The 24,227-nt window shown below is 71.2% G+C and carries 26 protein-coding genes and 1 riboswitch; of the genes, 15 read left to right on the forward strand and 11 right to left on the reverse strand.

What is annotated here, in order from left to right; all coding sequences use genetic code 11:
* Positions 1 to 248 precede the first annotated feature (248 nt).
* Positions 249 to 815 (forward strand): hypothetical protein, encoded by a 567-nt coding sequence (locus tag OHA21_RS13495; RefSeq protein WP_328473809.1) that lies wholly within the window; start codon positions 249 to 251, stop codon positions 813 to 815.
* 85 nt (positions 816 to 900) lie between these two features.
* On the opposite strand, the gene OHA21_RS13500 is transcribed toward OHA21_RS13495, so the two are convergent.
* Positions 901 to 1,398: a pyridoxamine 5'-phosphate oxidase family protein gene (locus tag OHA21_RS13500; RefSeq protein ID WP_328473811.1), complete on the reverse strand. Its 498-nt coding sequence runs from the start codon at positions 1,396 to 1,398 to the stop codon at positions 901 to 903.
* 109 nt (positions 1,399 to 1,507) lie between these two features.
* Here OHA21_RS13500 and selA point away from each other — a divergent pair, with 109 nt between their 5' ends.
* Both selA and selB read left to right on the forward strand, forming a co-directional pair.
* On the forward strand, positions 1,508 to 2,836 hold the full coding sequence (gene selA, locus OHA21_RS13505; RefSeq protein WP_328473813.1) for an L-seryl-tRNA(Sec) selenium transferase: 1,329 nt from the start codon (positions 1,508 to 1,510) through the stop codon (positions 2,834 to 2,836).
* 1 nt (position 2,837) lies between these two features.
* Entirely contained in the window at positions 2,838 to 4,589 is a 1,752-nt protein-coding gene (selB, locus tag OHA21_RS13510) for a selenocysteine-specific translation elongation factor (RefSeq protein WP_328473815.1), read from the forward strand.
* On the opposite strand, the gene OHA21_RS13515 is transcribed toward selB, so the two are convergent.
* Positions 4,567 to 4,983, reverse strand: a complete 417-nt coding sequence (locus OHA21_RS13515) for a VOC family protein (protein ID WP_328473817.1) — start codon at positions 4,981 to 4,983, stop codon at positions 4,567 to 4,569. The genes selB and OHA21_RS13515 overlap by 23 nt on opposite strands.
* Positions 4,980 to 5,390 (reverse strand): helix-turn-helix transcriptional regulator, encoded by a 411-nt coding sequence (locus OHA21_RS13520; RefSeq protein ID WP_328478408.1) that lies wholly within the window; start codon positions 5,388 to 5,390, stop codon positions 4,980 to 4,982. Before OHA21_RS13520 ends, OHA21_RS13515 begins: the two co-directional genes overlap by 4 nt.
* Before the next feature lie 159 nt (positions 5,391 to 5,549).
* Here OHA21_RS13520 and OHA21_RS13525 point away from each other — a divergent pair, with 159 nt between their 5' ends.
* The 4 genes from OHA21_RS13525 to OHA21_RS13540 all read left to right on the forward strand — a co-directional run bounded on the left by OHA21_RS13525 (position 5,550) and on the right by OHA21_RS13540 (position 9,453).
* Entirely contained in the window at positions 5,550 to 6,956 is a 1,407-nt protein-coding gene (locus tag OHA21_RS13525) for a basic amino acid/polyamine antiporter (RefSeq protein ID WP_328473819.1), read from the forward strand.
* Between the two features lie 34 nt (positions 6,957 to 6,990).
* Complete coding sequence (locus OHA21_RS13530) at positions 6,991 to 8,232, forward strand: arginine deiminase (protein WP_328473821.1); 1,242 nt, start codon at positions 6,991 to 6,993, stop codon at positions 8,230 to 8,232.
* 1 nt (position 8,233) lies between these two features.
* Entirely contained in the window at positions 8,234 to 9,091 is an 858-nt protein-coding gene (locus tag OHA21_RS13535; RefSeq protein WP_328473823.1) for a MarC family protein, read from the forward strand.
* Between the two features lie 107 nt (positions 9,092 to 9,198).
* Complete coding sequence (locus tag OHA21_RS13540) at positions 9,199 to 9,453, forward strand: DUF3040 domain-containing protein (RefSeq protein ID WP_328473825.1); 255 nt, start codon at positions 9,199 to 9,201, stop codon at positions 9,451 to 9,453.
* A gap of 196 nt (positions 9,454 to 9,649) precedes the next feature.
* Here the strand turns inward: OHA21_RS13540 and OHA21_RS13545 are convergent, their stop codons facing one another.
* Positions 9,650 to 10,051: an MmcQ/YjbR family DNA-binding protein gene (locus OHA21_RS13545; protein ID WP_328473827.1), complete on the reverse strand. Its 402-nt coding sequence runs from the start codon at positions 10,049 to 10,051 to the stop codon at positions 9,650 to 9,652.
* 95 nt (positions 10,052 to 10,146) lie between these two features.
* Positions 10,147 to 10,998: a LysR family transcriptional regulator gene (locus tag OHA21_RS13550; RefSeq protein WP_328473829.1), complete on the reverse strand. Its 852-nt coding sequence runs from the start codon at positions 10,996 to 10,998 to the stop codon at positions 10,147 to 10,149.
* Between the two features lie 69 nt (positions 10,999 to 11,067).
* On the opposite strand from OHA21_RS13550, the gene OHA21_RS13555 reads away from it, so the two are divergent.
* Together OHA21_RS13555 and OHA21_RS13560 are read left to right on the forward strand one after the other, a co-directional pair.
* Entirely contained in the window at positions 11,068 to 11,961 is an 894-nt protein-coding gene (locus OHA21_RS13555) for an EamA family transporter (RefSeq protein WP_328473830.1), read from the forward strand.
* An 11-nt stretch (positions 11,962 to 11,972) separates the two neighbouring features.
* Complete coding sequence (locus OHA21_RS13560) at positions 11,973 to 12,941, forward strand: helix-turn-helix domain-containing protein (RefSeq protein WP_328473832.1); 969 nt, start codon at positions 11,973 to 11,975, stop codon at positions 12,939 to 12,941.
* Here the strand turns inward: OHA21_RS13560 and OHA21_RS13565 are convergent.
* Together OHA21_RS13565 and OHA21_RS13570 are read right to left on the reverse strand one after the other, a co-directional pair.
* Complete coding sequence (locus OHA21_RS13565; RefSeq protein WP_328473834.1) at positions 12,938 to 13,636, reverse strand: hypothetical protein; 699 nt, start codon at positions 13,634 to 13,636, stop codon at positions 12,938 to 12,940. The two genes, OHA21_RS13560 and OHA21_RS13565, sit on opposite strands and share 4 nt — an antisense overlap.
* Positions 13,637 to 13,646: 10 nt before the next feature.
* Complete coding sequence (locus OHA21_RS13570; protein ID WP_328473835.1) at positions 13,647 to 14,684, reverse strand: DUF4037 domain-containing protein; 1,038 nt, start codon at positions 14,682 to 14,684, stop codon at positions 13,647 to 13,649.
* On the opposite strand from OHA21_RS13570, the gene OHA21_RS13575 reads away from it, so the two are divergent.
* Positions 14,678 to 15,712, forward strand: a complete 1,035-nt coding sequence (locus OHA21_RS13575; RefSeq protein ID WP_328473836.1) for a phosphotransferase — start codon at positions 14,678 to 14,680, stop codon at positions 15,710 to 15,712. The genes OHA21_RS13570 and OHA21_RS13575 overlap by 7 nt on opposite strands.
* 373 nt (positions 15,713 to 16,085) lie before the next feature.
* Here OHA21_RS13575 and OHA21_RS13580 read toward each other — a convergent pair whose 3' ends face one another.
* Entirely contained in the window at positions 16,086 to 16,586 is a 501-nt protein-coding gene (locus OHA21_RS13580) for a hypothetical protein (protein WP_328473837.1), read from the reverse strand.
* A gap of 1,664 nt (positions 16,587 to 18,250) precedes the next feature.
* Between OHA21_RS13580 and OHA21_RS13585 the strand changes: the two genes are divergently transcribed.
* Positions 18,251 to 19,159: a nitroreductase/quinone reductase family protein gene (locus OHA21_RS13585; protein WP_328473838.1), complete on the forward strand. Its 909-nt coding sequence runs from the start codon at positions 18,251 to 18,253 to the stop codon at positions 19,157 to 19,159.
* On the opposite strand, the gene OHA21_RS13590 is transcribed toward OHA21_RS13585, so the two are convergent.
* Both OHA21_RS13590 and OHA21_RS13595 read right to left on the reverse strand, forming a co-directional pair.
* Positions 19,156 to 19,488 carry a CbtA family protein gene (locus tag OHA21_RS13590; RefSeq protein ID WP_442875163.1) on the reverse strand — a complete coding sequence of 111 codons (333 nt, stop codon included), beginning with the start codon at positions 19,486 to 19,488 and terminating at the stop codon, positions 19,156 to 19,158. The two genes, OHA21_RS13585 and OHA21_RS13590, sit on opposite strands and share 4 nt — an antisense overlap.
* Before the next feature lie 90 nt (positions 19,489 to 19,578).
* Positions 19,579 to 19,773: a CbtB domain-containing protein gene (locus OHA21_RS13595; RefSeq protein WP_328473842.1), complete on the reverse strand. Its 195-nt coding sequence runs from the start codon at positions 19,771 to 19,773 to the stop codon at positions 19,579 to 19,581.
* A 59-nt stretch (positions 19,774 to 19,832) separates the two neighbouring features.
* Positions 19,833 to 19,905, reverse strand: a riboswitch (cobalamin riboswitch).
* Positions 19,906 to 20,002: 97 nt separating this feature from the next.
* Between OHA21_RS13595 and OHA21_RS13600 the strand changes: the two genes are divergently transcribed.
* The 4 genes from OHA21_RS13600 to OHA21_RS13615 are packed head-to-tail and all read left to right on the forward strand — an operon-like array spanning position 20,003 to position 22,805.
* Positions 20,003 to 21,211, forward strand: coding sequence for a S8 family serine peptidase (locus OHA21_RS13600; protein WP_328473844.1), 1,209 nt, complete (start codon positions 20,003 to 20,005; stop codon positions 21,209 to 21,211).
* A gap of 30 nt (positions 21,212 to 21,241) precedes the next feature.
* The gene (locus OHA21_RS13605) at positions 21,242 to 21,643 is read left to right on the forward strand and encodes a hypothetical protein (protein WP_328473846.1); all 402 of its coding nucleotides are present in this window, start codon (positions 21,242 to 21,244) and stop codon (positions 21,641 to 21,643) included.
* Entirely contained in the window at positions 21,640 to 22,266 is a 627-nt protein-coding gene (locus OHA21_RS13610; RefSeq protein ID WP_328473848.1) for a hypothetical protein, read from the forward strand. The genes OHA21_RS13605 and OHA21_RS13610 overlap by 4 nt, the downstream gene beginning before the upstream one ends.
* A 53-nt stretch (positions 22,267 to 22,319) precedes the next feature.
* On the forward strand, positions 22,320 to 22,805 hold the full coding sequence (locus tag OHA21_RS13615; protein ID WP_328473850.1) for a suppressor of fused domain protein: 486 nt from the start codon (positions 22,320 to 22,322) through the stop codon (positions 22,803 to 22,805).
* Here OHA21_RS13615 and OHA21_RS13620 read toward each other — a convergent pair.
* Positions 22,795 to 24,195, reverse strand: coding sequence for an amino acid permease (locus OHA21_RS13620; RefSeq protein WP_328473852.1), 1,401 nt, complete (start codon positions 24,193 to 24,195; stop codon positions 22,795 to 22,797). The genes OHA21_RS13615 and OHA21_RS13620 overlap by 11 nt on opposite strands.
* Between the last annotated feature and the right edge of the window lie 32 nt (positions 24,196 to 24,227).

Below are 24,227 nucleotides of genomic sequence, written 5' to 3' on the forward strand. Positions count from 1 at the left end.
CTGAGCCGCCCCAACGCCGCTCAGTCAGCACTCTGCTCGCGGCGTAGGAGTCGGCGGGAATCACGTCCGCCGAGCAGTCGCGCGGCAGGCCGGACGGGCGACACGGGCCAGGCGTCCGGGTGCCCGGGGCAAGGCGATCTGCCACCCCATGGGGCGGCGCACGAGTCGATCTTCGACTAACGTCGTGCGGAATCTTGCTCTGGATCTTCTTCCGGGGCGAACTCAACACATTGGAGGGCGGGGGCCCGATGCGAATTGCGCGTTTCCTCATTCCGGCAGTTGCCCTGACGGTGGCCGTGGTGGCCGCACCCCCGGCGGCACTGGCCGCCCGGAAGGCTGCGGTTGCCATGACGTTCAGCGCCACGCCTGACCCGGTGGCGGTGGGCGAGACCATCACGACCCGCACCACGACCAAGACGGTCTGGCAGTACAGCGGGACCGGCGTCGAGTGCGGCCCGGCGACCAACGGGTGCCACATCTTCAGCGGTGACCTGGAGATCCAGCCCGGCCCGCTGAACGTCTCGTTCCTCGCGCAGTGCACGCAGCCCAGGCCGTCGTTGATGATGGGCTTCACCGACGACCCGACGAACACCGCGCCGACCCCGGATCCCGGGCAGTACACCGCACCGGGCTGGCGGTGGTGGCCCAACGGCGGCGCCACCGGCGGTGAGTTCGACCTCGCCCCGCAGATCACGCAGGGCCACTTCTACGTGCACGCCCTCGTCAAGCCGGCATTCGGCCCGGCCCACCCGACGACGACGTGCACCATCTCGGTGACCGCCACCCAGCAGGTCACCGAGACGACCCCCGTCTGATCCATTCCGCAGCGCGGGCCCCGGCCGGTCGGCCGGGGCCCGCGCTGTTGCTCCGCCGGGTTCGGCTTTGCCGCCGCCGACGTGCTCAGGCACTGCGCCGCTCGGCCTGTTGGCGGACCAGCTGCTCGACCGGGGTGGGCAGATTCGTCTCGAAGTCGATGAGTTTCGCCCAGGTCGGCGTGATGACGATGCGGACCATGCCGTCGTACAGGGCGTGCACCTGCGCCTCCCACTCGACCCGCTGCTCGGGGGTCATCTGGTAGCTGCCGTTCATCTGCAGGTACTCCTCGGGGATGCCGTCGACGTCGTCGAGTTCGGCCTGGCCGCGGATGAGCAGCATCTTGGGCGGGTGGACCTCGGTGTCGATGGTCAGCGCGACCGACGGGTTGCGGCGCAGGGAGTGCAGTTTCGGGGCGTTGCGGCTGGTGCACAGGACGATCTGCGAGCCGTTCCAGGTGAAGCCGATCGGGATGGTGCGCGGGGTGCCGTCCTTGGCGACGTACGCCAGGCGGGTCAGGTCGCGGGCGAGCAACTCCTGGCTGTACGGGCGGTTCAGGACCTCGGTGATCTCGTGCTGTTCCATTGCCAACGCTCCTGTGATCGATGTTCTGATGCTTGGGTATCCCGGGGACGGAGCCGCCCCGGCGTTCTCGACATCCGCGGCGAAGATTTGTTGGGCGAACGGAGATGGCATGGATTCTCGGCGGCGGGTACCCCGTACCGATGCGGTGTTGGGAGATCCGCGCCTGGTGGCCGCGGCCGAGACGCTCGGCCGGGCGGCGGTGAAGGCCGCGGTGGTCGCTGCGCAGCAGCGGGTGCGCAGCGGCGAGCTGGCGCCGGAAGCGGTCGCCGACACCGCGGTGGCGGCCCTGCCGACGAACGCGGGCGGGCTGCGGCCGGTGCTCAATGCCACCGGCGTCGTGCTGCACACCAACTTGGGCCGGGCGGCACTGTCCCCGGCGGCGGCCGAGGCGATCGTGGCAGCCAGCGGGTACACCGATGTGGAGCTCGATCTCGCCACCGGGCGGCGGGCCCGGCGCGGGCGCGACACCCTGGCCGCGCTGGCCTCCGCGGTGCCGGATGCCGGCGGCGTGCACGTGGTCAACAACGGCGCGGCCGCGCTGGTGCTGACCGCTACCGCGCTGGCTGCCGGGCGCGAGATCGTGGTCAGCCGCGGCGAGATGGTGGAGATCGGCGACGGGTTCCGGCTGCCGGACCTGCTGCAATCCACCGGCGCGCGGCTGCGGGAGGTCGGCACCACGAACCGCACGTCGGTCGCCGACTACGCCGCGGTGATCGGGCCGCAGACCGGTCTCATCCTGAAGGTGCATCCGTCGAACTTCGTCGTGCGCGGCTTCACCAGCGCTGCGGCGATCCCCGACCTGGCCGGGCTGGGCGTGCCGGTGGTCGCCGACATCGGGTCGGGGCTGCTGCGGGCCGATCCGCTGCTGCCGGACGAGCCGGATGCCGCCACCACGCTGCGCTGCGGCGCGAATCTCGTGGTGGCCAGCGGCGACAAGTTGCTCGGCGGCCCGCAGGCGGGGCTGCTGCTGGGCGACGCCGACCTGGTGGAGCGGCTGCGGCGGCATCCCCTCGCCCGGGCGCTGCGGGTGGACAAGCTGACGCTGGCAGCGCTCGCCGCCACGCTGGGCGGGCCGGTCACGCCGACCTGGGCGGCGCTGCGCACCGACCCGGACGCGCTGCGCGAGCGCACCGAGCAACTGCGGGCCGAGGTGGGCGGGGACGCCGCGGTGGTGACGTCGGTTGCGGTGGTCGGTGGCGGCGGTGCGCCCGAGGTCGAGCTTGCGTCGTGGTCACTGTCGCTGCCTGAGGCGTACGCGGAACCGCTGCGAACCGGCGCCCCAGCGGTCCTGGGCCGCGTCGAGCGGGGCCGCCTGCTGCTCGACCTGCGCTGCGTCCCGGAACATGCCGACGCCGCAGTCGTCCAAGCGGTCCTGGCCGTGTCCGGCCCGCTGCGCCGTGATGCCGACGGCCGTGGCGACGGCGAGGCGGGGCGCTGACATGCACGTCGTCGCCACCGCCGGGCACGTCGACCACGGCAAGTCCACCCTGGTCCGGGCCCTGACCGGGATGGAACCGGACCGCTGGGCCGAGGAACGCCGCCGCGGCATGACGATCGACCTCGGCTTCGCCTGGACCACCCTGGCATCCGGGGCGACGGTCGCCTTCGTCGACGTGCCGGGCCACGAGCGGTTCGTGCCGAACATGCTGGCCGGGATCGGCCCGGTCCCCGCCGCCATGATCGTGGTAGCCGCCGACGAGGGCTGGCGCCGGCAGTCCGCCGAGCATCTGGCCGCGCTGAACGCCCTCGACGTGCGACACGGCCTGCTCGTCGTCACCCGCTGCGACCTGGCCGATCCCCGGCCGGCCATGGAAGCCGCCCGCGCCGAGATCGCCGCGACCTCGCTCGGCGCCGTCGAAGCGGTGCCGGTCAGCGGCCGCACCGGCGCCGGCCTCGACGACCTCCGGACCGCCTTGGATCGCCTGGTCAGCGCCCTGCCCGCGCCGGAGACCGACACGCCGGTGCGGCTGTGGATCGACCGGTCCTTCACGATCAAGGGCGCCGGAACAGTCGTGACCGGCACCCTCGGCGCGGGGTCGGTCAGCAGCGGCGACGAACTGGAACTCACCGGTTTGTCCCGGCCGGTCCGGGTCCGCGGGCTGCAGAGCCTCGGCGAACCCGTCGATCACGCCGACGCCGTCGCCCGGGTCGCGGTCAACCTGCGCGGCGTCGACAAGGATCGGGTCGCGCGCGGCGCCGCGCTGCTGGCGCCGGGCCGGTTCCGCGCCACCGACCTGATCGACGTGCGGGTGCACGGCGACCCCGTCGCGGACCTGCCGGCCACCGTGACGCTGCATGTGGGCTCGGCGGCCGTACCGGTCCGGGTCCGCCCGCTGGGTGCGGACACCGCGCGGCTGCGGCTGGACCGGCCGCTTCCGCTGCGTCTCGGCGACCGGGCGCTGCTGCGCGACCCGGGCCGGCATCACGTCGCGGGCGGTGTGACCGTGCTCGACGTGGCGCCGCCCGGACTGACCCGCCGCGGCGCCGCGGCCCGGCGTGCCGCCGAGCTGGCCGGGATGACCGGTGCCGCCGACCTCGCCGGCGAGCTGCGCCGGCGCCGGCTGATCCGGGGCGAGGAGTTGCTGCGGATGGGTGTTCCGGTGGGCACGCCGGTGACCGGTGACTGGTACGCCGACCCGCAGCACTGGGCCGACCTGGGCAAACGACTCGCCGACGAGGTGGCCCGGCACGCCGCCGACCAACCGCTCGAACCCGGCGCGCCGCTGGAGGATCTGCGGCACCGGCTCGGCCTGCCCGACCGCTCGCTGGTCGAGGCCCTCATCCAGCCACCGCTGCGCCTGGCCGGCGGCCGGGTCACCGCCGGCACTCCCGGCATCCCACCCGAGCTGGTCGCGGCCGTGCACGAGGCCTTCGACGAGTCCCGGCCGTTCGCGGCACCCGAAGCGCACCGGCTCGCCGAGCTGGGTCTCGGCGCCCGGCAGATCGCCGCCGCGGTGCGCGCCGGCCTGGTCATGCGGCTCGGCGAGACCGTGCTACTGCGGCCCGGCGCCCCGGACCGGGCGGCCGGCGTGCTGGCCGGGCTTCCGCAGCCGTTCACGCTCAGCGAGGCCCGCCGGGCCCTGGACACCAGCCGCCGGGTGGCCGTCCCGCTGCTGGAACTGCTGGACCGCACCGGTGTGACCGAGCGGCTCCCGGACGACCGCCGGATCAGCCGACCTGCTGCTGGTTGATGCGGACCATGTTGCCGGCCGGGTCGCGGAACGCGCAGTCGCGGATCCCGTACGGCTGGTCCATCGGCTCCTGGACCACGTCGGCGCCGCTGGCCTGCAGCTTCTCGAAGACGTCCTCGAGGTCGGGGGTGCTCAGCACGATGCTCGCGTAGCTGCCCTTGGCCATCAGCTCGGCGATGGTCCGGCGCTCGTCGTCGGTGATCCCCGGGTCGGCGGCCGGCGGGTGCAGCACGATCGAGGTCTGCGGCTGGTTCGCCGGGCCGACCGTGATCCAGCGCATGTCGCCGTACCCGACGTCGCCGCGCACCTCGAAACCCAGCGCGTCGCGGTAGAAGGTGAGGGACTGCTCGGGGTCGTCGGCCGGCAGGAACGTGTTGTGAATGGTGACGTTCATGCCTGCGATGCTAGGTGCGTGCGGGTGGGTGTGGCTTCTCTGTTCCTGATCGGTCGCATCACCTGTTTGGCGAGGCAGCTGGGCAGCCCCTCGGCGTCGCCGGCGGCGATCTGCTGGTAGCGGCTCGGCGAGATGCCGACCAGCTCGGAGAACCGGGTGCTGAACGTGCCCAGCGACGAGCAGCCGACCGCGAAGCAGACGTCGGTGACGGACAGGTCGCCGCGGCGCAGCAGCGTCATCGCCCGCTCGATGCGCCGGGTCATCAGATAGCTGTACGGCGACTCGCCGAACGCCGCCCGGAACTGCCGGCTCAGGTGCCCGGCGGACATGTGCACGCCGCGGGCCAGCGCCTCCACATCCAGCGGCTGGGCGTAGTCCCGGTCGATCCGGTCCCGGACGCGGCGCATCAGCACCAGCTCACGCAGCCGCGGGTCGTCTTTACCGGTCACCGGCACAGCGTGCCCGCTGTCAGGGCCCGATGTCCACCGGGCCCACTCATCCGTTGCGGATGAGGTGACAGAGTAGCCCGCTTTCGTACGGTCGCGAGGTACCCGGGAGGGCAGATCATGACAGCGACCGCGCCGCAGACGTCGTCCGTACAGAAGCTGACCTTCACGACCATGACCATGATGGTCGTCGGTGGCATGGTCGGTGCGGGGGTGTTCTCGCTGCCACGGCGGTTCGCTGAGGAGACCGGGGTCATCGGGGCGCTGATCGCCTGGCTGATCGCCGGGTCCGGCATGCTGATGCTCGCGTTCGTCTTCCAGACCCTCGCGCTGCGCAAACCCGAGTTGGACGCCGGCGTGTACGCGTACGCGAAAGCCGGTTTCGGCGAGTATCTGGGGTTCTTCTCCGCCTTCGGCTACTGGGCCAGTGCCTGCGTCGGCAACGTCACCTACTGGGTGCTGATCATGTCGACGATCGGGGCGATCGCCCCCGCGCTCGGTGACGGCGACACGGTTCTGTCGGTGGTGCTGTCCTCGATCGGCGTGTGGATCTTCTTCTACCTGGTCCAGCGCGGGGTCAAGGACGCGGCGGCGGTGAACCGGATCGTCACGATCGCGAAGGTCGTACCGATCCTGGTCTTCGTTCTTCTGGCTCTTTTCGCCCTGGACCCGCAGGTGTTCGCCGACAACCTGCGCGGGCCGACGTCCTACGGCTCGCTGTTCGAGCAGGTCAAGGGCACCATGCTGGTGACCGTCTTCGTGTTCCTCGGTGTCGAGGGCGCCAGCGTCTACTCCCGGCACGCCAAGCGCCGCGAAGACGTCGGCCGGGCCACCGTGCTCGGCTTCCTGGCCGTGTTCGCCGTCTTCGCGTCGGTGACCATCGTGTCCTACGGCATCCTGCCGGCCGACGAGATCGCCCAGCTGCGCCAGCCGTCGATGGGTGGCGTCCTCGAGGCGGCCGTCGGCGAATGGGGCAAGGTGCTGGTCAGCGTCGGCCTGATCGTCTCCGTGCTGGGCGCCTACCTGGCCTGGACGCTGATGGCCGCCGAGGTGCTCTACGTCGCCGCCAAGGACGACGACATGCCGCGGTTCCTGGGGCGCACCACCCGCGGCGACGTCCCGTTCAACGCGCTGCTGCTGTCCACGATCCTGGTCCAGATCGTCCTGGTGATCACCTATTTCTCCTCCGACGCGTTCAACTTCGCCCTGGACCTGACCAGCGCCCTCACCCTGATCCCGTTCCTGCTGGCCGCCGGGTACGCGCTGCGGATCCAGGCCACCCGCCGGGAACTGGTCATCGCCTTCCTGGCCGTCGCCTACACGATCTTCCTGCTGGTGGCGGCCGGCCCGAAGTTCCTGCTCCTGTCGTTCATCATCTACGCCCCCGCCACCCTGCTGTTCGTCCAGGCGCGCCGCGAGCAGGGCCGGCAGCTGTTCTCCGGACGTGAACTCGTCATCCTCGCCGTCTCGATCGCCGGCGCCGTCGCCGGTGTCGTCGCGCTCGCGGCCGGCTGGATCTCCATCTGAAGGGTCCTGGTTCTCTCCTTTGAAGGGACTGCTCATGCCCATCAACCACGGCGTGTACTCGGAAGTCGGCCGGCTGCGCAAGGTCCTGGTCTGCTCGCCCGGACTGGCGCACCGGCGGCTCACCCCGACCAACGCGGACGACCTGCTCTTCGACGACGTGATGTGGGTGGAGAACGCCCAGCGCGACCACCTGGACTTCGTCAACAAGCTGCGCAACCGCGGCGTCGAGGTGGTCGAGCTGCACGAGCTGCTGGCCGAGACCATGGAGATCCCCGAGGCCAAGGCGTGGCTGCTGGACCGCAAGATCATCGCCAACGAGGTGGGGATCGGGCTGCTCACCGACACCCGGGCGTTCCTCGACGAGCTCAAGCCGAAGGAGCTGAGCTTCTTCCTGATCGGCGGGCTGGCCACCTCGGACCTGCCCAACGACTTCCGCTCCGGGTACGTGGCGCTGGCCCGCGAGTCGACCGGGGTCCGCGAGTACCTGATGCCGCCGCTGCCGAACACCCTCTACACCCGCGACACGACCTGCTGGCTCTACGGCGGGGTGACGCTGAACCCGCTGTACTGGCCGGCCCGGCACGACGAGACGCTGCTGATGAAGGCGATCTACCAGTTCCACCCGGACTTCGCCGGCAACAAGATCTGGTGGGGCGACCCCGAGCAGGACTGGGGGATGGCCACCTTCGAGGGCGGCGACGTCATGCCGGTCGGCAACGGCGTCGTGCTGGTGGGTATGAGCGAGCGGACGTCGCGGCAGGCGATCACCCAGGTCGCGGCGGCGCTGTTCGCCCAGGGCGCGGCGGAGAAGGTGGTGGTCGCCGGCATGCCGAAGCTGCGGGCCGCGATGCACCTGGACACGGTGTTCACCTTCGCCGACCGGGACATCGTCACGCTCTATCCGAACATCATGGACGGCGTACACACCTTCTCCCTGCTCCCCAGCGACCGGGAGCCGGGCGTCGAGGTGATCGACGAGGGGGACCGGCCGTTCGTCGACGTGGTCGCCTCGTCGCTGGGGCTCAAGGAACTGCGGGTCATCGAGACCGGCGGTGACGTGTACGCCTCCGAACGCCAGCAGTGGGACAGCGGCAACAACGCGGTCGCCGTCGAGCCCGGCGTGGTCTTCACCTACGACCGCAACACGACGACGAACACCCTGCTGCGCCGCGCCGGCGTCGAGGTGATCACCATCGTGGGGGCGGAACTCGGCCGGGGCCGGGGAGGTGGGCACTGCATGACGTGCCCGCTGATCCGCGACGCCGTGGACTTCTGAGGTGTCCTTCAAATACGAGGCGCTGGTGCTGTTCCTGGCACTGTTCGCCCTCTACAGCCCGGTCGCGGCGCTGTCGTCGTACCTGCCGATCGTGCGGCCGTTCACCCACCCCCAGCAGTTGCGGCTGGCGTTGGGGCTGGCCCTCAACGTCACGGTCTTCGTGCTGCTGGCCATCTGGGTGGGTGAGCCGCTGCTCGAACTGCTCGGCATCAGCACGGCTGCGCTCACCGCCACCGGTGGTATCGCGCTGATCCTCGCCTCGGTGCCGCTGATGCGCGGCACCGGGGGCGTGGTCCCGGACGCTCCGGCGGCGTCTGTTTCCCCGGCGGCCGCGGCGGCGGCTCAGCCTGGTGCGGCCGTCGCTCCTACTGCCACACCGATCACCGGTACGGTCCCAGCGTCCTCCGCCGACTCGGTGCCGGCCGCCTCCGCCGGTGCCGTGACCAGCTCCTCCGGCCCGGCGCCATCCGGAGCCGGTCCTGTGCCGGCCGGATCCGGTTCCTCCGTCAGCTCTGCCGTGCCGGCCGAGGTCGGCGGGCCGACCGATCCGCGGTCCGTCCTCTTCACACCGATCACGTTCCCGCTGACCGTCGGCGGCACCACGTTCGCCTTCGGGGTGGCGGCCTCCGCCGACGCCGGCAGCGTCTCCGGCCGGCTGTGGTTGTCGGTCGCCGCGGTCGCCTACGCGATCGTCACCGGTGTGACGCTCTACCTTTCCGGGCACGTCGAACGGCGGATCTCCCCGGCCGCGGCCGCCGTCCTGGACCGGGTGGCCGGGATCCTGCTGACCAGCATCGCCGTGGTGCTGCTGGCCAACGGCTTCACCGACCTGGTGTACGCCGCCTGGGGCACCGGCTAGACCGAAAGGCCTATCCTCCTAGGATGCCTTAGGGGGAGTGCGGGGCACCATTGCTGGGTAAGACTGTGCCGGGTGTTGCGGTATCGGATTGGGCGGGTGAGGTCGACATGGCCACGAGAGACACGCGTCGGGAGTTCGACGAGATCGTCGGCAAGCTGACCGCCGACTATCCCTCGCTGGCCCGACCGGTACGCCGGCGCCTCCCCAGGCGCACGCTCCTGATCGTCCTTGCCGTCGTCGGGGGACTGGCCTGGGCCGGCCTGTCCGTCCTGATGGTCGTCGCCGGCCCGGTCGGCGTGGTCATCACCTGCGTGGCCGTCGCCGTCGCGCTCGGCCTGGCCCTCTACTACGACCGCCGCTGACCAACCTCAGCCCGGCTGGCTCCCAGGCTCGTTCCCGACCCCGGAAACCGCCCTGAGCGCCAGCCGGATCTGCCCGGCTGGCGCTGAGTGTCGTTTCCGGCCCGCCGAGACAGCCCTGTGAGCCAGCCGGATCTGCCCGGCTGGCGCTGAGCGTCGCTTCCGGCTTGGCGAAGCAGCCCTGAGCGCCAGCCGAGGGTTACGGGCGTTGGCGGGCGTCCAAGGTGGCCACCCGCCGGACGCCGGCGGTGCGGCGGTAGCTCGCGTCGAGCAGTTCCGAGATCTCGTCCCAGTCGGTGTCCGCATCCAGGTCGACGCCGACCCAGCCGGCCACGCCCAGGTAGGCCGGGACGTAGCAGCGCTTTTCCTCGAGCAGTGCCGACCGCTCGTCCGGGTCGGGAAGGACGAGCAAAGAGTGTTCGTGCTGCTGGTACACGCCGTCGACCTTCACCGAGCCGCCGTAGTAGGCGAACACCTTCGTCGTATAGAAGGCCGGATGGCCGTGCGAGATCTTCTCGGCCGCGTCGGGGAAGCCGAGGGCGATGGCCCGCACCTTTCTGAGCAGCGGGTCCGCGTCGTCGAACATCAAAGGATGCGCCACGCCTGGTAGCTAACCACGGCCAGGCAATCGCGACAGGCGATTAGCCTATCTTCCTAGGACGCACTAGAGGCAGTGCAGGCTGACATAGGACCGCCCTACGGGCGGGCTGACGACCCATAAGCCGCACGACTCAACCGGACCAGATCAGCGAGCCCGGCCGGCGGAGAGTCACGCCACCAGGCCAGCCAGACTTCGATGCGGGGGGCGTGGCGCAGCATCCGGTACGCGACGCCGGGCCGCGGATTCTGATTGGCGGTCGCCTCCGACGTGATCCCCACCGCCTGGCCGGCCGCGATCAGCGTCAGCCACTCGTCCACGCCGTGGGTGGCCCGCACCGCGACCGGCCCGGGCCCGGGGGACCACAGGTCCAGCGTCGTCGTCCCGGTCCGGTCGTCGATCGCCACCGTGTACCGGGCCAGATCCGCGACCGTCACCGTGCGCCGCCGGGCCAGCGGATTGTCGGTGGCCACGGCCGCGCACCGGCCCTCGGTGCCGATCAGCGCCGTCTCGAACCGCGGATCCTGCAGCGCCCGCCGCACGACGGCGACGTCGGCGGTGCCTTCGCTGAGCCCGGCGCTGACCGTGTTGGACTGGACGAACACCAGGGGAGCGCCGGTCCACGCCCGCTGCAGTCGCCGGGTGTGTTTGCCGAGTGCTGCCCATGCGTACCCCACCCGCAGTTCGCGGGATTGTTCCGCGATGCGCTGCAGGTGCGCGAGCTCGTCGAGGATCCGCCGGGCCGCCGCGAGGACCTGCGTGCCGTGGGCGGTCAGCGCGACGTGCCGGGTGGAGCGTTCCAGGACGCGCACGCCGAGTGCGTGCTCCAGCGCCGCGATCGACCGGGACACTGCCGCCTGGGAGACGTCCAGTGAGGCGGCCGCGTCGGTGAACGTGCCCGCCTCCACCACCGCGACCAGGGCGCGCAGCTGTCGCAGCTCCACATTCATGCGCTGAGCGTATTACTGGCGTACTGGCGGTATTTCTCCCGGCCGCCTCCGCGGGCCGAGACTGGCGCCGTGAACCACGAACGTCTGCTCAGCGGCCTGGCCACGATGGCCGGCAGCGCCGCCAGCAACCAGGTCGGCGCGGCCGTCGGCGCGCACGCGTTCCCGGCGATCGGCCCGGCCGGGGTGGTGGCGGTACGCCAGTTCGTCGCCGCCGCGGTGCTGCTGCCGGTGGCCCGTCCCGACCTGCGCCGTTTCACCTGGGCGCAGTGGTGGCCGACGCTGCTGCTCGGGCTCGTGTTCGCCACGATGAACCTGAGCCTGTACACCGCGGTGGACCGGGTCGGCCTCGCCCTCGCGGTCACGCTGGAGTTCCTCGGTCCGCTGGCGGTGGCGCTGGCCGGCTCGCGTACCAGGAAGGATCTGCTCTGTGCGGTCGGCGCTGGCGCCGGTGTCTATGTGCTGGTGCTGCCGGACGCTTCCAGTGACTGGTTCGGCATCGGTTGTGGCCTGGTCGCGGCGGCGTGCTGGGCGGCGTACATCCTGCTCAATCGCCTGGTCGGGGCGCGCCTGCCGGGCCTGCAGGCGCCGGCGGCCGCGTCCGCTGTCGCCGCGCTGCTGTATCTGCCGGTGATGCTGGTCCTGGCCGTGCAGGGCCGGCTGACCGCGGCCGCGTTGCTGCTCGCCGTCGGCGCGGGCGTGCTGTCGTCGGTCGTGCCTTACGCCGCCGATCTGATCGCGTTGCGGCGGGTGCCGGCCCGCTTCTTCGGGGTGGTGATGAGCATCCATCCGGTTTTCGCCGCGCTCGCCGGTCTGGTGCTGCTCGGCGAGATGCTGAAGACCCACGAGTGGCTGGGCATGGCGGTGGTGGTTGCGGTCAACATCCTGACTGTCACCGGTAAGGGATCACCCGCGCGGGGGACTACCGGCCCGACCAGGCTTGCCGCGCCGGCTGACGCACGATAGACCGGCGAAGTATGGACGCGATCCTTCCGCGAACCCGCGCGTTCGAACTCACCGACGCCGACGCGATTCAGCAGACGTTCACCGTCGATTACGGCAATCGGATGTGCCTGCGCACCGAGCACGAGCGGCCGGCGATGCGGTACCAGCGCACCGAGGCGGGTCCGCTGGCCCTGGACACGCTGGTGCAGACGGCGACGATGGATTTCGCGATCGAGCCGCTCGACGGGCGGCTGGTGGTGACCCGCAGTTCGTCGGCCCGGCTGGAACGGACCTGCGCGGACACAGCCGGCCGGTACGAGGCGGGGGATCTGTTCCTGATGGCGTACCCGGACGAGCCGTACACGGTGAGTTTCCACCCGGGCGGCGCCCGCAACTGCGTGATCGACCCGGCGCTGCTGCACCGGGTGGCCGCCAACGCGCCCGGCCGTAAGCCGCAGCCGTTGCGGTTCACCTCGCTGGATCCGCACTCGCCGCAGGCCGCTGCCGACTGGTGGGCCACCTACGCGTACGTCAGTGGCCTGCTGGAGTCCCCGCAGCCGGTGGCCCCGCTGGTCGTCGCGCACGCCACTCAGCTGCTCGCCGCGGTCACCCTGGCCACGTTCCCGAACACGGCGCTGACCGACCCGACCGCGGGTGACCGGCACGACGCGTCCCCGGCGACGTTGCGGCGGGCGGTCGCGTTCATCGAGGCGCACGCCGGTGAGGACATCTCGGCGGCGGACGTGGCCGCCGCGGCGAACGTGTCGATCCGGGCGGTGCAGCTGGCGTTCCGCCGCTATCACGGGGTCACGCCGATGACGTATCTGCGCCAGGTCCGCCTCGGCCACGTGCACCGGGCGTTGCTGGCCGCCGACCCGGAGTCCACCACGGTGGCGGCGGTGGCCGCACTGTGGGGCTTCGCGGACCACAGCAGGTTCGCCGCACTGTTCCGCGCCACCTACGGGGTCGCGCCCAGCAGCGTCCTGCGTACCAGCGGCTAGGGCGCCAGCAGGGCGGTGACCAGTCGCCGGGAGGCTTCCGGCAGGGCGAAGACGCTGTCCGGGTTGCGCGGGGCGTAGTCGCAGTCGGGTGCGCCGTCCTGCCAGCGCAGGTGCCCCCAGAAGTCCACCTCGTCGGAGACCGCGGCCGCGGCCACCTTCTCGACGTCGCCGGTGGCGCCGAGCGTGCGCATCGCCTCGGCGAACAGCGCCACCGCCTGCGGGGTGTCGGCGGCCTCGTCACCGAACGCGGGGGCGAGCAGCAGCAGGGTCTCGGCGCGCCGGACCGGGTCGGCCTGGCGCGCGGCGATGCCCTGCAGCTCCGGCCAGGACAGTCCGGGGCCGGTCTGGTGGCCGTCGAGGGCGGCGATCTCGATGGCGTCGCGGCCGCCGCCCGGCAGGACCAGGAAGTCCACACCGGCGTCGTAGTCGAGGTTGCGGAACACGACCGCGAGTTGCGCGCCGTCGCGCAGGTCCACCGTCAGCACCGGCCACCGGTGCGGGCCGAGGTAGTCGCCCAGGTCGTCGCCGGTGTCGCCCCAGACCTCGGTGAGCAGGTCGTCCTCGTCGGGGAGCAGCAGCTGGCGCCAGTACTCGGCCCAGAACCCGGGCTTGCGCACGACCGGCCGGCCGTCGACGGTCAGCGCTGCGACGTCGACGTCGTCGCCGAACCGGGCCTGGTAACCGGGGATGATCACGGGGGGCACCCTAGTCGCTGAGCAGCGCGCGGCACACCACGGGCCGTTCCAGGACGTCGGTGTTGTCGCTGATCTGGTCGATCGAGCCGGTCAGTGGGCGGGCGGCGAGCTGCGGGTCGGTGACGGCGGCGTGCAGGGACTCGGCGAAGCGTCCGGCGCCGATCACCGCGTACCCCCGGTCGAAGAAGGCGCGGCGCTCAGCCGGCACCGGCGTGCTCAGCGCAAGGGTGTTCTGCCTGGTCCCGGCCTCTTCGTAGGCGGCGCACAGCGCCGCTCCCCGCTCGGCAGGCGTGCCCGCCCGCACGGCCCGGGTGAGCAGGACGGCCGCCGGGTCGGTGCGGATCGCGGTCCCGAGCCATTTCTGGTACGGCGGCCAGCGTCGCTGCTGCAGCAGAAGCAACCGGGCCAGGTCGCGGCACAGCCGGGCGGTGACGATGCGCGAGCCGAGGTCGTCGCCGAGTTCCGCGGTACGCCCGACGAACGCTTCCTCCTGCCCGATCCGTGTCCACTGGCAGGCCAGCACGTACCGCCACAGATCGTCCGGATACCAGGCGAGCCGTGCCCGGACCTGCTCGAGCGCGCCGTCCGGGTCGTGGAAGACGGCGCCCCCGGTCACCTCGGCGAACCGCTGCCACGGGGTGGCCAGCCAGTCCAGGACTTCGATGGGCGCGGCCGGGTCGAAGCCGAGCCGCCCGTGCAGCCAGCCCGGCAGGTCGCTGATCTGCACGTAGTGGTCGACCGGCCCGTCGTTGTCGGCCATCGACCGGACCCGCGCGCCCGGCGGCTCGAAGTGCGTGGACCAGCCCCGGAAGTGTTTCGGCAGGTTCTGGCTGAGCTGCCCGGACAGGTCGCCCGGGTCGTCGAGGAACAGGTCGACCCGCGGGCCCCAGTCGTGGTCGGTGGAGCGGGCGGTGTCGAAGCCGAGGACGTCGCTGCCGGGGCCGATGCGGGCGGCGATGTGCGGCCGGTCGCCGAGCAGCGGCCGGACCGCCTCGGTGTAGAAGAGGCGGGCGAGTTCGAGGCCTGGCATATGGTCCGGAGGTGACATTGCCGAAGGATCTTATCCGTCCGGGGTGGACCGCCGAGGAACTGCTGCACAGCACGGCGAACGAGATCACCGGCGGGGTGTGGCGGGTGCGGCGCCCGGACGGCACGGCGATCTTGAAGATCGCGACGCCGCGGCGGGCTGGTGCGGCGGCGCATCTGGCGGCCAGCGACGAGCCGGGGCACTTCAACTACTGGCGGCGGGAGCCGTTGGCGTACGCGTCCGGCTTCGCGGCCTCGGCTTTTGCCGAAGGTGGGCTGACGGGGCCGGAATGCTACGCGAGTGAGGACCGGCCGGACGGGTCGGTCGCGCTGTGGCTGGAGGATGTGGCGGGGACGGCGGGCATGTCGTTCGGGGCGGCGGAGTTGGGCGATGTCGCGTACCGGATCGGCGTCGCCCAGGCCGCCTGGCTCGAAAGGCCGCCGCGACATGCCTGGCTGGCCCGGGATTTCCTGCGGGACTACACCCTGGCGCAGCCGGTGCCCGCCGAGCTGGACTGGGATCATCCGGCCGCGGTGGCGGCCTGGCCGCCGGCGCTGCGTGCCGGCCTGCAGCGGTTGTGGGCGCGGCGGCATGCGCTGCTGGCGGCCGCGGATGCGCTGCCGCGCACCCTGTGCCATCACGATCTGTGGCCGATGAATCTGATCGGTTCCGGTCGTGGGCCGGTGCTGCTGGACTGGGCGTACGCGGGACCCGGCGCGATCGGCGAGGATGTGGCGAATCTGGCGCTGGACACGTTCTGGGACGGCCTGGCGGATGTGGCCCTGCTGCCGTCGGTCTTGGAGGCCGTGACCAGCGCTTATGTGCGGGGGATGCGCGGGGCGGTGGGGGAGGACCTGGTGCGGCGGGCGGTGCGGGTGACCGGCGCCGCCAAGTACTTCTGGCTGGCGCCGCGGATGCTGGCCACGGCGTGGGCGCGGCCGCGGGGCGCCGGCTACGACACGCGGGACTGGGTGGAGATGTTCGCCGGCCGCGCCCCGATGTTCGAGGTGATCGTGGAGTGGGCCTCCGCCGCGGACAACACGCCCTGATCCCGCTGATTGTCGGTACCACCAACAGCCCGCTCATGCTCGCCGCGCGCTCGTCTCCAGGCCTTGCCGCTGCACCCGCAGCGTCCCGCCAGGCCGTATCAACGGCACCGCCTTCACCGACCCGCTGCTGCTGGTCATCCAGCGGCGCCGCCCTGGACGGCATGCGGTCCCGGGCCCGGCGCGCCGAACATCGTGGTCGTCCTGCCGGACACGTGCTGGTCAGGGTTGGGATTGCGGTGGCGAGTGCCACGTGTGCGCCGGCTGGTCGAAACCCTCCTGAGCAGCCGTAATGCCCCGGTCGGCGAGACATCACGGCTGATGATCCTGCCGTGCAGCTACCGGCCACGGACGACGACGCCCGTGGCGCACCTCCCTATTCGAATCCGATGGCGGTGTCGACGCCGAGAGCCTCGCAACCCGTGTCGATCGCCGTGCGGGCCTTGGTCGCCTTGGGATCGTTGTCGAACTCGGCGATCGGGTCCGCCGGCTCCTTGGCGGCCTTGGTGGCCGAGGCGGCGACGGCTTTGACCGCCTTCGCGGTCGCGGTGTCGCTGCTGCCGGCGGCCTCGGTCAGGGAGGCTGCGAGTTCTTTCAGCACCTTCTTGCTGCCGGCAAGCGGGAAGTCCGCACCGCCGTTGGTGGCTTTCTCCGCCAGAGCCACCAACCCTTGGCCGTAGGCCAGGCTCACCTTCTCGGCGGCCACGCAGATCTCCTGGTCGGAGGGGCCGGCGACCGCTGCGGCTGGCTCCGCGGTAGCCGCAGCGGTGGTGACGGCCGGAGCCGCCGAGGAAGCCTTCTCCTCCGCGCCGCAGGCGGCGAGACCCGAAATCGAAACGCCGATCAGTACGGCGGAAGCAGCTCTCAGAAGATTCACAGGCCGAGACGCTAAGTGATCATGGGATCGATGATCAACTCACCGTGTTGTGTGAAAGATCTTGTTGACACGCCGCCCGAACAAGAGCGCTCCCATCACCCACCGCCACGCGTCCGGTCTCCGACAGCACAGTCTTCACCCAGCTTGTCGCTCGCCGACCCAGACTCCAGCGGTCTGTGCTCCGACAGCGCAGTTTCAGCAGCTTGTCCCTCGCTGGCCGGACTCTAATGGTCCGGACTTCGCCAGCGCCGCCTTCAGCAGCTTGTCTCCCGCCGGACCGGACGGTCTGACTCCAGCGGCCTGCCGCTGATCTCGGCCTGCCGCGAGACCTGGGCTGCGCGCCGGCCAGCAGGCCGACTTGGGTCCGCGTGTCGGCCGGCTGCCGCGGACCGGTTGCCGTCGCACTCGCTGCGCCACCCGTTCGCCTCGACGACTTGGGCCAGCACCCTTCATCACAGCTCGCAGCTTGCCGCATTCATCATCTGACCTGGCATTCTCACGTCCGACCTGACGTTGGCCGGTAGCCTACCATCCTAGGATGGCTTACAGGGTGTGCGGCAAGCCGCACACAGATCAAAACCAAAAGGACGGCTTCGCCGACCACCGAAAGAACCGGATTCGGCGTGAGGTCGCAGGTCTTCTTGCCTTGGCTGGGTAGCTGTGTTCGGTACGGATGCGGCCCGCAAGCCTCCGCGGCTGGGACCGCAATCCGTGACTGAGCGGTTCGCTTCGCCCGAGCCGGCTCCGTTCCAAGAAGCAGTGGGGAGTGGACGTTGTCGGCAACGTCTGGGCCGGCCTTATCCGAGGACGTTGTTCCACCGAGGAGCTTCGAGCGGCGTTCGCGACTCCGGTCCGTCGTCGACCGTGGTCCTGGGACAGCAACGCGGTGCCCTCAGCCGCCGAGACCTCGCTGGAGCAGTTTGCGGGCACACTCAGCGCCCACGGACGACGGCCCCATGCGGGTCGGCCGTCGCTGAGACGGCTTATCCCTGCCAGGTAGGCGTGTGGGCGACGGCTCGGTTCGCGCGGCCGTCGCTCAGTCGGCTACGGCGCGGCTGGAGGTCGGGGTCGACGGTTGCGAGGCAGCCGGGGACCCGGATACCGGGTGGGCGGTGCCGAGCGACGAGATACGGCGGCGGCGCTACGGTCCGGCCGCCGTTTTGCATGAGCGGTCAGAGACGGGTATCCACGGGACGGCCGGTTCGGGGTAGGGTTTCGGACGTGACTGCCGGGTCGGCCTTTGGCCATTACCGAGTGGGGCACCCGGCCGGCGCGTGATCGCCCGGCGGCCGCCCCGGTCGCCTGCTGCCCGCGCCCCGCCTGCCCTGACTGAGCTTCTTCTCCGCAACGCGGAACCCTTGCGCCCCCGCCTATACCGGCACCGGACAGTCGTGACCCTTCGGCAGGGACCGGGTTGCGCCGTGTGAGACCTATTCCACGCTGAGGCCGGTGGCACCACGCCTGCCCGCCCGGGTTGTTGCTGTTCACCTGGTCGAGCCGTGCGCGCAGGTACCCGAGGCACACGAGGCGCTGGTGTACTGCGCCGGCCCTCAGGCAGGAGCCAATATCGCACCCGCGCTGCTGCGGCCTGCGCGTTGACGCCATGGCGTCGGGCCCGCTGGACGAACGTCCGTCGGTGCCGCCACATTGCCTGCCGCGTCAGCGTGACTGCGGCCGGCTTTCGAGTGCCTACAAGAGAAATCAATGAGTGCCTACAAAAGAAGTCAATGAGAAAGGTGAGAATGCCGAACGATTTCAACACCCCCGTCATCGAGGAGTTCCGCGCCAACCAGGGAAAGGTCGGCGGGATGTTCGAGGGGGCCCGCCTGCTGCTTCTGACGACGACCGGCGCCCGGTCGGGGCGGCCCCATACTGTGCCGCTCGGATATCTGCCCGATGGCGGGGAGCGGATGCTCGTGATCGGCTCGGCCGGTGGGTCGCCGCGGAATCCGGCCTGGGTGCACAACCTGCGCGCCAACCCGGTGGCGACCGTCGAGGACGGCACCTTCACGTACGAGGTGACGGCCACCCTGCTGGCCGGCGCCGAACGTGATGCAGTGTTCGCGCGGGCGGTCGAGCAGGATCCGGGCTGGGCGGAGTATGAGCGCTCGTCCGGCCGTACGCTGCCGGTGTTTGCCCTGACGGTGGTCCCCGGACCGCCGCGCACCGATGCTGCTACGCCGGGTGGCATGTTGCAGTTGGTGCATGACGCGTTCCGGCGTGAGCTGGCGCTGATCCGGGCGGAGGTGGCCGGTTCGGGTGCGGTGCTGGGGGCGCAGTTGCGGATCAACTGCCTGAGTCTGTGTGCCGGGCTGCATGGTCATCATGTGCGTGAGGACGAGGGCATGTTCCCGGGGGTGGAGCATCTGCGCCCGGATCTGGCGCCGGTGATTCAACAGTTGCGGGCCGAGCACGAGATCATCGCGGGTCTGCTCGAGCAGTTGCGCAAGGTGCTGGACGAGCCGGGCCTGCAGAAGGAACAGCTCGCCGGTGAGGTGGATCGGCTCATCGGCGAGCTGGAAGCGCACCTGGATCACGAAGAGACGGCGTTGATCCCGGTGTTGAACGGCTAGCCGGCGGCGGGGACGGGGGACGGTTCCGGGAGGGACCGTGCCCCGTGCCGGGCAACCAGGTCGGCGTAGGTGAGGCCCAGCACGCTCCAGAGGACCACCTGGGTGCCGAGTGAGGAGACCCGGAAGTCCCACAGCAGGGTTGCCGGGAACGTGGCGGGCACCTCGTCGAAGGTGGGCAGCAGCAGGTAGGCGGCGGTGACCTCGACCAGGAAGCCGATCGTGGCGGCAGCGCGGCGCCATTCGGCGGTTTGGGTGCGGGCGGCCAGGACGGCGGCACAGACCGCGACCAGGCCGAGCACGACGACCGCGAGGTAGGCGATGATGTGCAGGCGGCGTCGGTGTGCGGTTCCCCGGCGAAGTAGGCGAAGCCGCCGGCGATCAGGCCGGCAGCAGTCCGGTGAGCAGCAGTCGGCGGTAGGTCAGTGGCACGGGACCCCGAGCAGGTGGCGGCCGTCGTGCATGAGCTCGTGCAGGAACGTCCCGCTCTGGGAGAGGGCGCCCTGGTCGAAGGCGACCAGGTAGGCGAGCAGCAGCATGAGGCCGGTGACACCGGCGGCGGTGGCGAGGAGCCTGAGGGAGACTGCCGGAACGGCGAGAGACTGTGCCTTGGGCACGGTGGAATCAACCTCCTGCGGGATGACGCGTCCCGATCGTTGGGGCCTGCTGCGCGTGAGTGTCCTGACTCACCGGCCCCGCGAAGGGCTGGTTCACAGTGGCGCGACCGCACCGGATTTTCACCGGTTTCCCTCACGTCGCCGCAGATTTCGTGCCCTCAACCTAGCTGCGGGGGGCGTACAGGCACAACCGTGGCGGGTAGCATCCTGGCCGATCATTGGGGGTCCGGTGGCGGTGGTGCGGGCGGGGCTTGCGGTGGCGCTGCTGCTGGCCGTGCCGGCGCCGGCGGCTGCCGCGCCGGGCTGCGCTCCGCCGTCGGGTCCGGTTGCGGTGGGCACGCCGTTGGAGATTGCGGCGTACGCGCCACAGCGCCTGGCCCCTTTGGCGACCGGGGCCGGGGTGCGGGTCGCGGTGCTCGACTCCGGGGTGGATGCCCGGCATCCGCAGTTGCGGGGCCGGGTCGCGGCGGGCCGTGACCTGCTGCGCAGGGATTCCGACGGGCGTCGTGACTGTGTCGGTCACGGCACCGGGGTGGCGAGTGTGATCGCTGCGGTGCCGGCGGCCGGTACGGGTTTTCGTGGGCTGGCGCCGGGCGCGACGATCGTGCCGGTGCGGGTCAGTGAGCAGTCGGAGCTCGGTGGCCGGGCGGTCGGTGCGCGGGGTAGTGCGGCGCAGTTCGCGGCGGCGATCAGCTGGGCGGCCCGGCACGCTCAGGTGATCAACATTTCGCTGGTGATGACCGAGGACGATGTGCGGGTGCGGCGGGCGGTGGCGGCCGCGGTGAAGGCCGGTGTGATCGTGGTGGCGGCGGCCGGGAACGCCGGGCGGGCGCAGGACGGGAACCCGGTGCCGTTTCCGGCTTCCTATCCGGGGGTGATCGGGGTGGGCGCGGTTCGGGCCGATGGTGTCCGGGCGGAGTATTCGCAGCGTGGCCCGTACGTTGATGTGGTTGCGTTCGGTGATGGGGTGACGGTGGCTGCTGCCGGGCGGGGTCACCGGACCGGGCAGGGCACCAGTTATGCGGTGCCGTATGTGGCGGCGACGGTGGCGTTGCTCAAGCAGCGGTTCCCGAAGGCGGGGGCGGCGGAGATCACCCGGCGGTTGCTGGCGTCGGCGGATCCGGCGCCGACCGAGTCCCGCGACGAGTACGGGCATGGCCTGCTGAACCCGTATCGGGCGCTGACCGAGGCGCTGCCCGGTGCGGGGACGGCGCTGGCGGAGGCTGGGCCGGCGCCGCAGCCGACGGTGGACGCTGTCGCGGTGGCGCAGCGGCGTGGTGCTGCCCGGGATCGCGCGTTCTGGTTCGCCGCGGCGGTGCTGGGCCTGCTCGCGGTCGGCGGCGCGGCCGCCGCCGCAATCAGCCGTGCCCGACGTCCGGCATCTCAGGCCCCGGCATCGGAGACCCCGGCGTCCGAGGGCCCGGCCGCGGAGGCTTGATCGCCGAGGTCCCGCCCTTATGATCTTGCGATGTTCGCCCGCCTGCTCCGTCGTGAGCCCGCCGCACCGGCCGGCCCGCAAGCGCCGCCGTTCGACCATCACCCCGCTCTCGACGACCACGCGCTGCGCGACGCCCTGACCCGGGTGGGCTTCGGCGACTGGCAGGCGGCCCGCGACGTGGTGGCCGCTTCCGGCACGGACTGGGAGCTGCGCGGCCGCCGGATCACCCTGCTGGCCGGCGAGGCCGTCGCGAACGACGCCTGGCTCTACCAGTGGTTGCGGACCGACGCCGACGACCCGGCCGCCGTGCTGATCCAGGCCGCCATGCTCAACGGCCGGGCCGGCGAGGCCCGCGGTTCGCCCCGGCGAATCAGACCAGCGCCGAGCAGTTCCAGGCCTTCGCCGCCCTGTCCGACGCCGCCGCGCAGGTGAGCCGCCGGGCGATCGCCCTGGCCGGCCCGTATGACCCGGCGCCGTTCGTGGAGCTGCTGGATGCGATGTTCGCCGACGGCCGGGCCCGGGTGCAGAGCCGGGAGTTCCACGATGTGCTCGCGGAGGCCCGCCGCCGGGACCCGTTCAACTTCGACCTGAACGTCACCCTGGTCAGCCTGTACTGCCAGAAGTGGTTCGGCTCGCACGAGCAGATGTTCGCGGTGGCCCGCGAGGTGTCGGCGGCGGCTCCGGCCGGCGCGACCGCGGTGATGATGCCGTTCCTGGCCCATTTCGAGTACGCGATGCGCGAGTTCAGCTGGAACCGGGCGGACGCGCAGAGCCTCGCCGACGTCGCCATGTACTTCCAGCGGCCGCAGGTGCAGGCCGAGTTGGACGCGTGTACGGCGAAGTGGCGGGTCGGCCCGAAGGGTCCCGGGCGGCCGATGACGATGCGCAACTGGCTGGCGTTGTACTACTTCCTGGCGAATCGGCGGCCGGAGGCGCGGGCGGTGTTCGCCGAGATCGGCCCGTTCGCGGGTGGCACCCTGGCGTGGGAGTACTTCCTCGGCCCGGCGGAGAGCGCTGTCGCGCTCGCCTGGCGGCTGTGTCACCGGCCGGAATGAGAACCCGGCGGGCCGAAGATCAACAGGCTGGGCGGCCGGGGCATAATGCCGCGGTGACCAGCACCGAACCCGGCCGTGACCGGCGGCCCGCTCCCGGCCGGGACGCGATCGATGCCGCGCTCGGCCGTCTCTACCCGGGCGCGCAGGCGCGGCATGTCACGTTCGCCGCGTCGGCGGAGCCGGGCAGCATCCTGCACGGCTGTGCCGCGTATCCGGCGGACGGGCATTGGCATTACGTGACGTACGGGTTGAGCGAGCTGTACGACAAGTCGGAGGACGACGACCCGGAGTGGTCGGGCTGGGGTTTCGAGTTGACGTTCCGGCTCGAGCGCGGCGCCGGCGAGCAGGAGGCGCCGCAGTGGCCGTTCGCGTTGCTGCACCGGGCGGCGACGTTCGTGAACCACCGCGGGACGCTGCTCGACGAGGGTGACTCGATCGATGTGGATCCGGTGCTGGTGTTCGCCCGGGATCCGCTGCTCGGTGAGATCGCCACCCCGCACGGGCGGGTGGTGTTCCTGCAGGCGCGGGTCAGCGGTTGAGCAGGGAGTGTCTGCGCCCGTAGAACCAGTAGATGACGCCGCCGATCAGGAACCAGATCGCGAACCGCAGCCAGGTCACCGGGGCCAGGAACGTGATCAGCCACAGTGAGAACACGATGCCGACGATCGGGACGACCGGCATGCCCGGCACCTTGAAGGTGCGCGGCAGGTCGGGCCGGCGGTAGCGCAGCACGATCACGGCGACGCAGACCACGACGAAGGCGAGCAGGATGCCGATGTTGGTCAGTTCGGCGGCCTCGCGGATCGGCAGGAACCCGGCGATCACGGCGGAGGCGACACCGGCGATCCAGGTGACCCGGGTCGGGACGCGGCGTTCGGGGTGCAGTTTGGCGAACCACTGCGGGAGCAGGCCGTCGCGGCTCATCGCGTACCAGACCCGGGTGACGCCGAGCAGGAACGTGAACATGACGGTGAGGATGCCGATGATCGCGCCGACGGCGATGACGTCGGCGAGCCCGGAAAGGCCGACTGCGGCGAACGCGGAGGAGAACCCGCTCTCCGGGTCGATGTCCTGGTAGTTCTGCATGCCGGTGAGCACGAGGGTGGCCAGCACGTACAGGATCATCGAGATGATCAGTGAGTAGACGATGGCTTTCGGCATGTGCCGGCGGGCGTCGTGGGATTCTTCGGCGGCGGTGCTCATCGCGTCGTAGCCGAACACGGCGAAGAACACGGTCGCGGCGCCGGTGATCGCCCCGCTGATGCCGAACGGGAAGAACGGGCTGTAGTTGGCGGTGTCGATGTAGAACACGCCGACGCCGATGACGAGCAGCACCACCGCCACCTTGATCGCCACGACGATGGTCTCGAAGCGGGCGGCGGTGCGGATGCCCTGGTTCAGCAGGTAGGCGATGAACAGGCACAGGATGACGGCGAACAGGTCGACGACGTGCCCGTCGCCGGTGCCGGGGGCGCCGAGCATCCAGGCCGGCAGGTCGGCGCCGAGCTCGCCCATCAGGAAGTTGAAGTAGCCGGAGATGCCGATGGCGACGACCGCGACGATCGCCGTGTACTCCAGCAGCAGGTCCCAGCCGATGAACCAGCCGACGACCTCGCCGAGCACCGCGTAGCCGTACGTGTAGGCGGAGCCGGCTTTCGGGATCAGCCCGGCGAACTCGGCGTACGACAGGGCGGCGGCCGCGCTGGCGATCCCGGCGAGCAGGAAGGAGATCAGCACTGCGGGGCCGGCGGTTTCGTGGGCGACGGCGCCGGCCAGCGCGAAGATGCCGGCGCCGATGATGCCGCCGACCCCGATCGCGGTGAGCTGCCACAGCCCGAGGCTGCGGGTCAGCCCGGTCTCCCGGTCGTCGACGATCTCGTCGACCGGCTTGCGCCGGAAGATCCCGGTTCCGCGTTCCAGTTCACTCACCGCAACCTCCTGCCGCAGTACGCGCGGCCCAG

The organism is Actinoplanes sp. NBC_00393 (genome assembly GCF_036053395.1).
Lineage (GTDB): Bacteria > Actinomycetota > Actinomycetes > Mycobacteriales > Micromonosporaceae > Actinoplanes.

What these genes read in the sequence shown, in the direction of transcription:
- OHA21_RS13530 (WP_328473821.1), top strand. Translation starts at nt 6,991, where the DNA reads ATGCCCATCAACCACGGCGTGTACTCGGAAGTCGGCCGGCTGCGCAAG.
- OHA21_RS13500 (WP_328473811.1), bottom strand. Translation starts at nt 1,398, where the DNA reads ATGGAACAGCACGAGATCACCGAGGTCCTGAACCGCCCGTACAGCCAG.
- OHA21_RS13570 (WP_328473835.1), bottom strand. Translation starts at nt 14,684, where the DNA reads ATGTCACCTCCGGACCATATGCCAGGCCTCGAACTCGCCCGCCTCTTC.
- OHA21_RS13525 (WP_328473819.1), top strand. Translation starts at nt 5,550, where the DNA reads ATGACAGCGACCGCGCCGCAGACGTCGTCCGTACAGAAGCTGACCTTC.
- OHA21_RS13540 (WP_328473825.1), top strand. Translation starts at nt 9,199, where the DNA reads ATGGCCACGAGAGACACGCGTCGGGAGTTCGACGAGATCGTCGGCAAG.
- OHA21_RS13495 (WP_328473809.1), top strand. Translation starts at nt 249, where the DNA reads ATGCGAATTGCGCGTTTCCTCATTCCGGCAGTTGCCCTGACGGTGGCC.
- OHA21_RS13520 (WP_328478408.1), bottom strand. Translation starts at nt 5,390, where the DNA reads ATGCGCCGCGTCCGGGACCGGATCGACCGGGACTACGCCCAGCCGCTG.
- OHA21_RS13515 (WP_328473817.1), bottom strand. Translation starts at nt 4,983, where the DNA reads ATGAACGTCACCATTCACAACACGTTCCTGCCGGCCGACGACCCCGAG.
- OHA21_RS13550 (WP_328473829.1), bottom strand. Translation starts at nt 10,998, where the DNA reads ATGAATGTGGAGCTGCGACAGCTGCGCGCCCTGGTCGCGGTGGTGGAG.
- selA (WP_328473813.1), top strand. Translation starts at nt 1,508, where the DNA reads ATGGATTCTCGGCGGCGGGTACCCCGTACCGATGCGGTGTTGGGAGAT.
- selB (WP_328473815.1), top strand. Translation starts at nt 2,838, where the DNA reads ATGCACGTCGTCGCCACCGCCGGGCACGTCGACCACGGCAAGTCCACC.
- OHA21_RS13560 (WP_328473832.1), top strand. Translation starts at nt 11,973, where the DNA reads ATGGACGCGATCCTTCCGCGAACCCGCGCGTTCGAACTCACCGACGCC.
- OHA21_RS13605 (WP_328473846.1), top strand. Translation starts at nt 21,242, where the DNA reads ATGTTCGCCCGCCTGCTCCGTCGTGAGCCCGCCGCACCGGCCGGCCCG.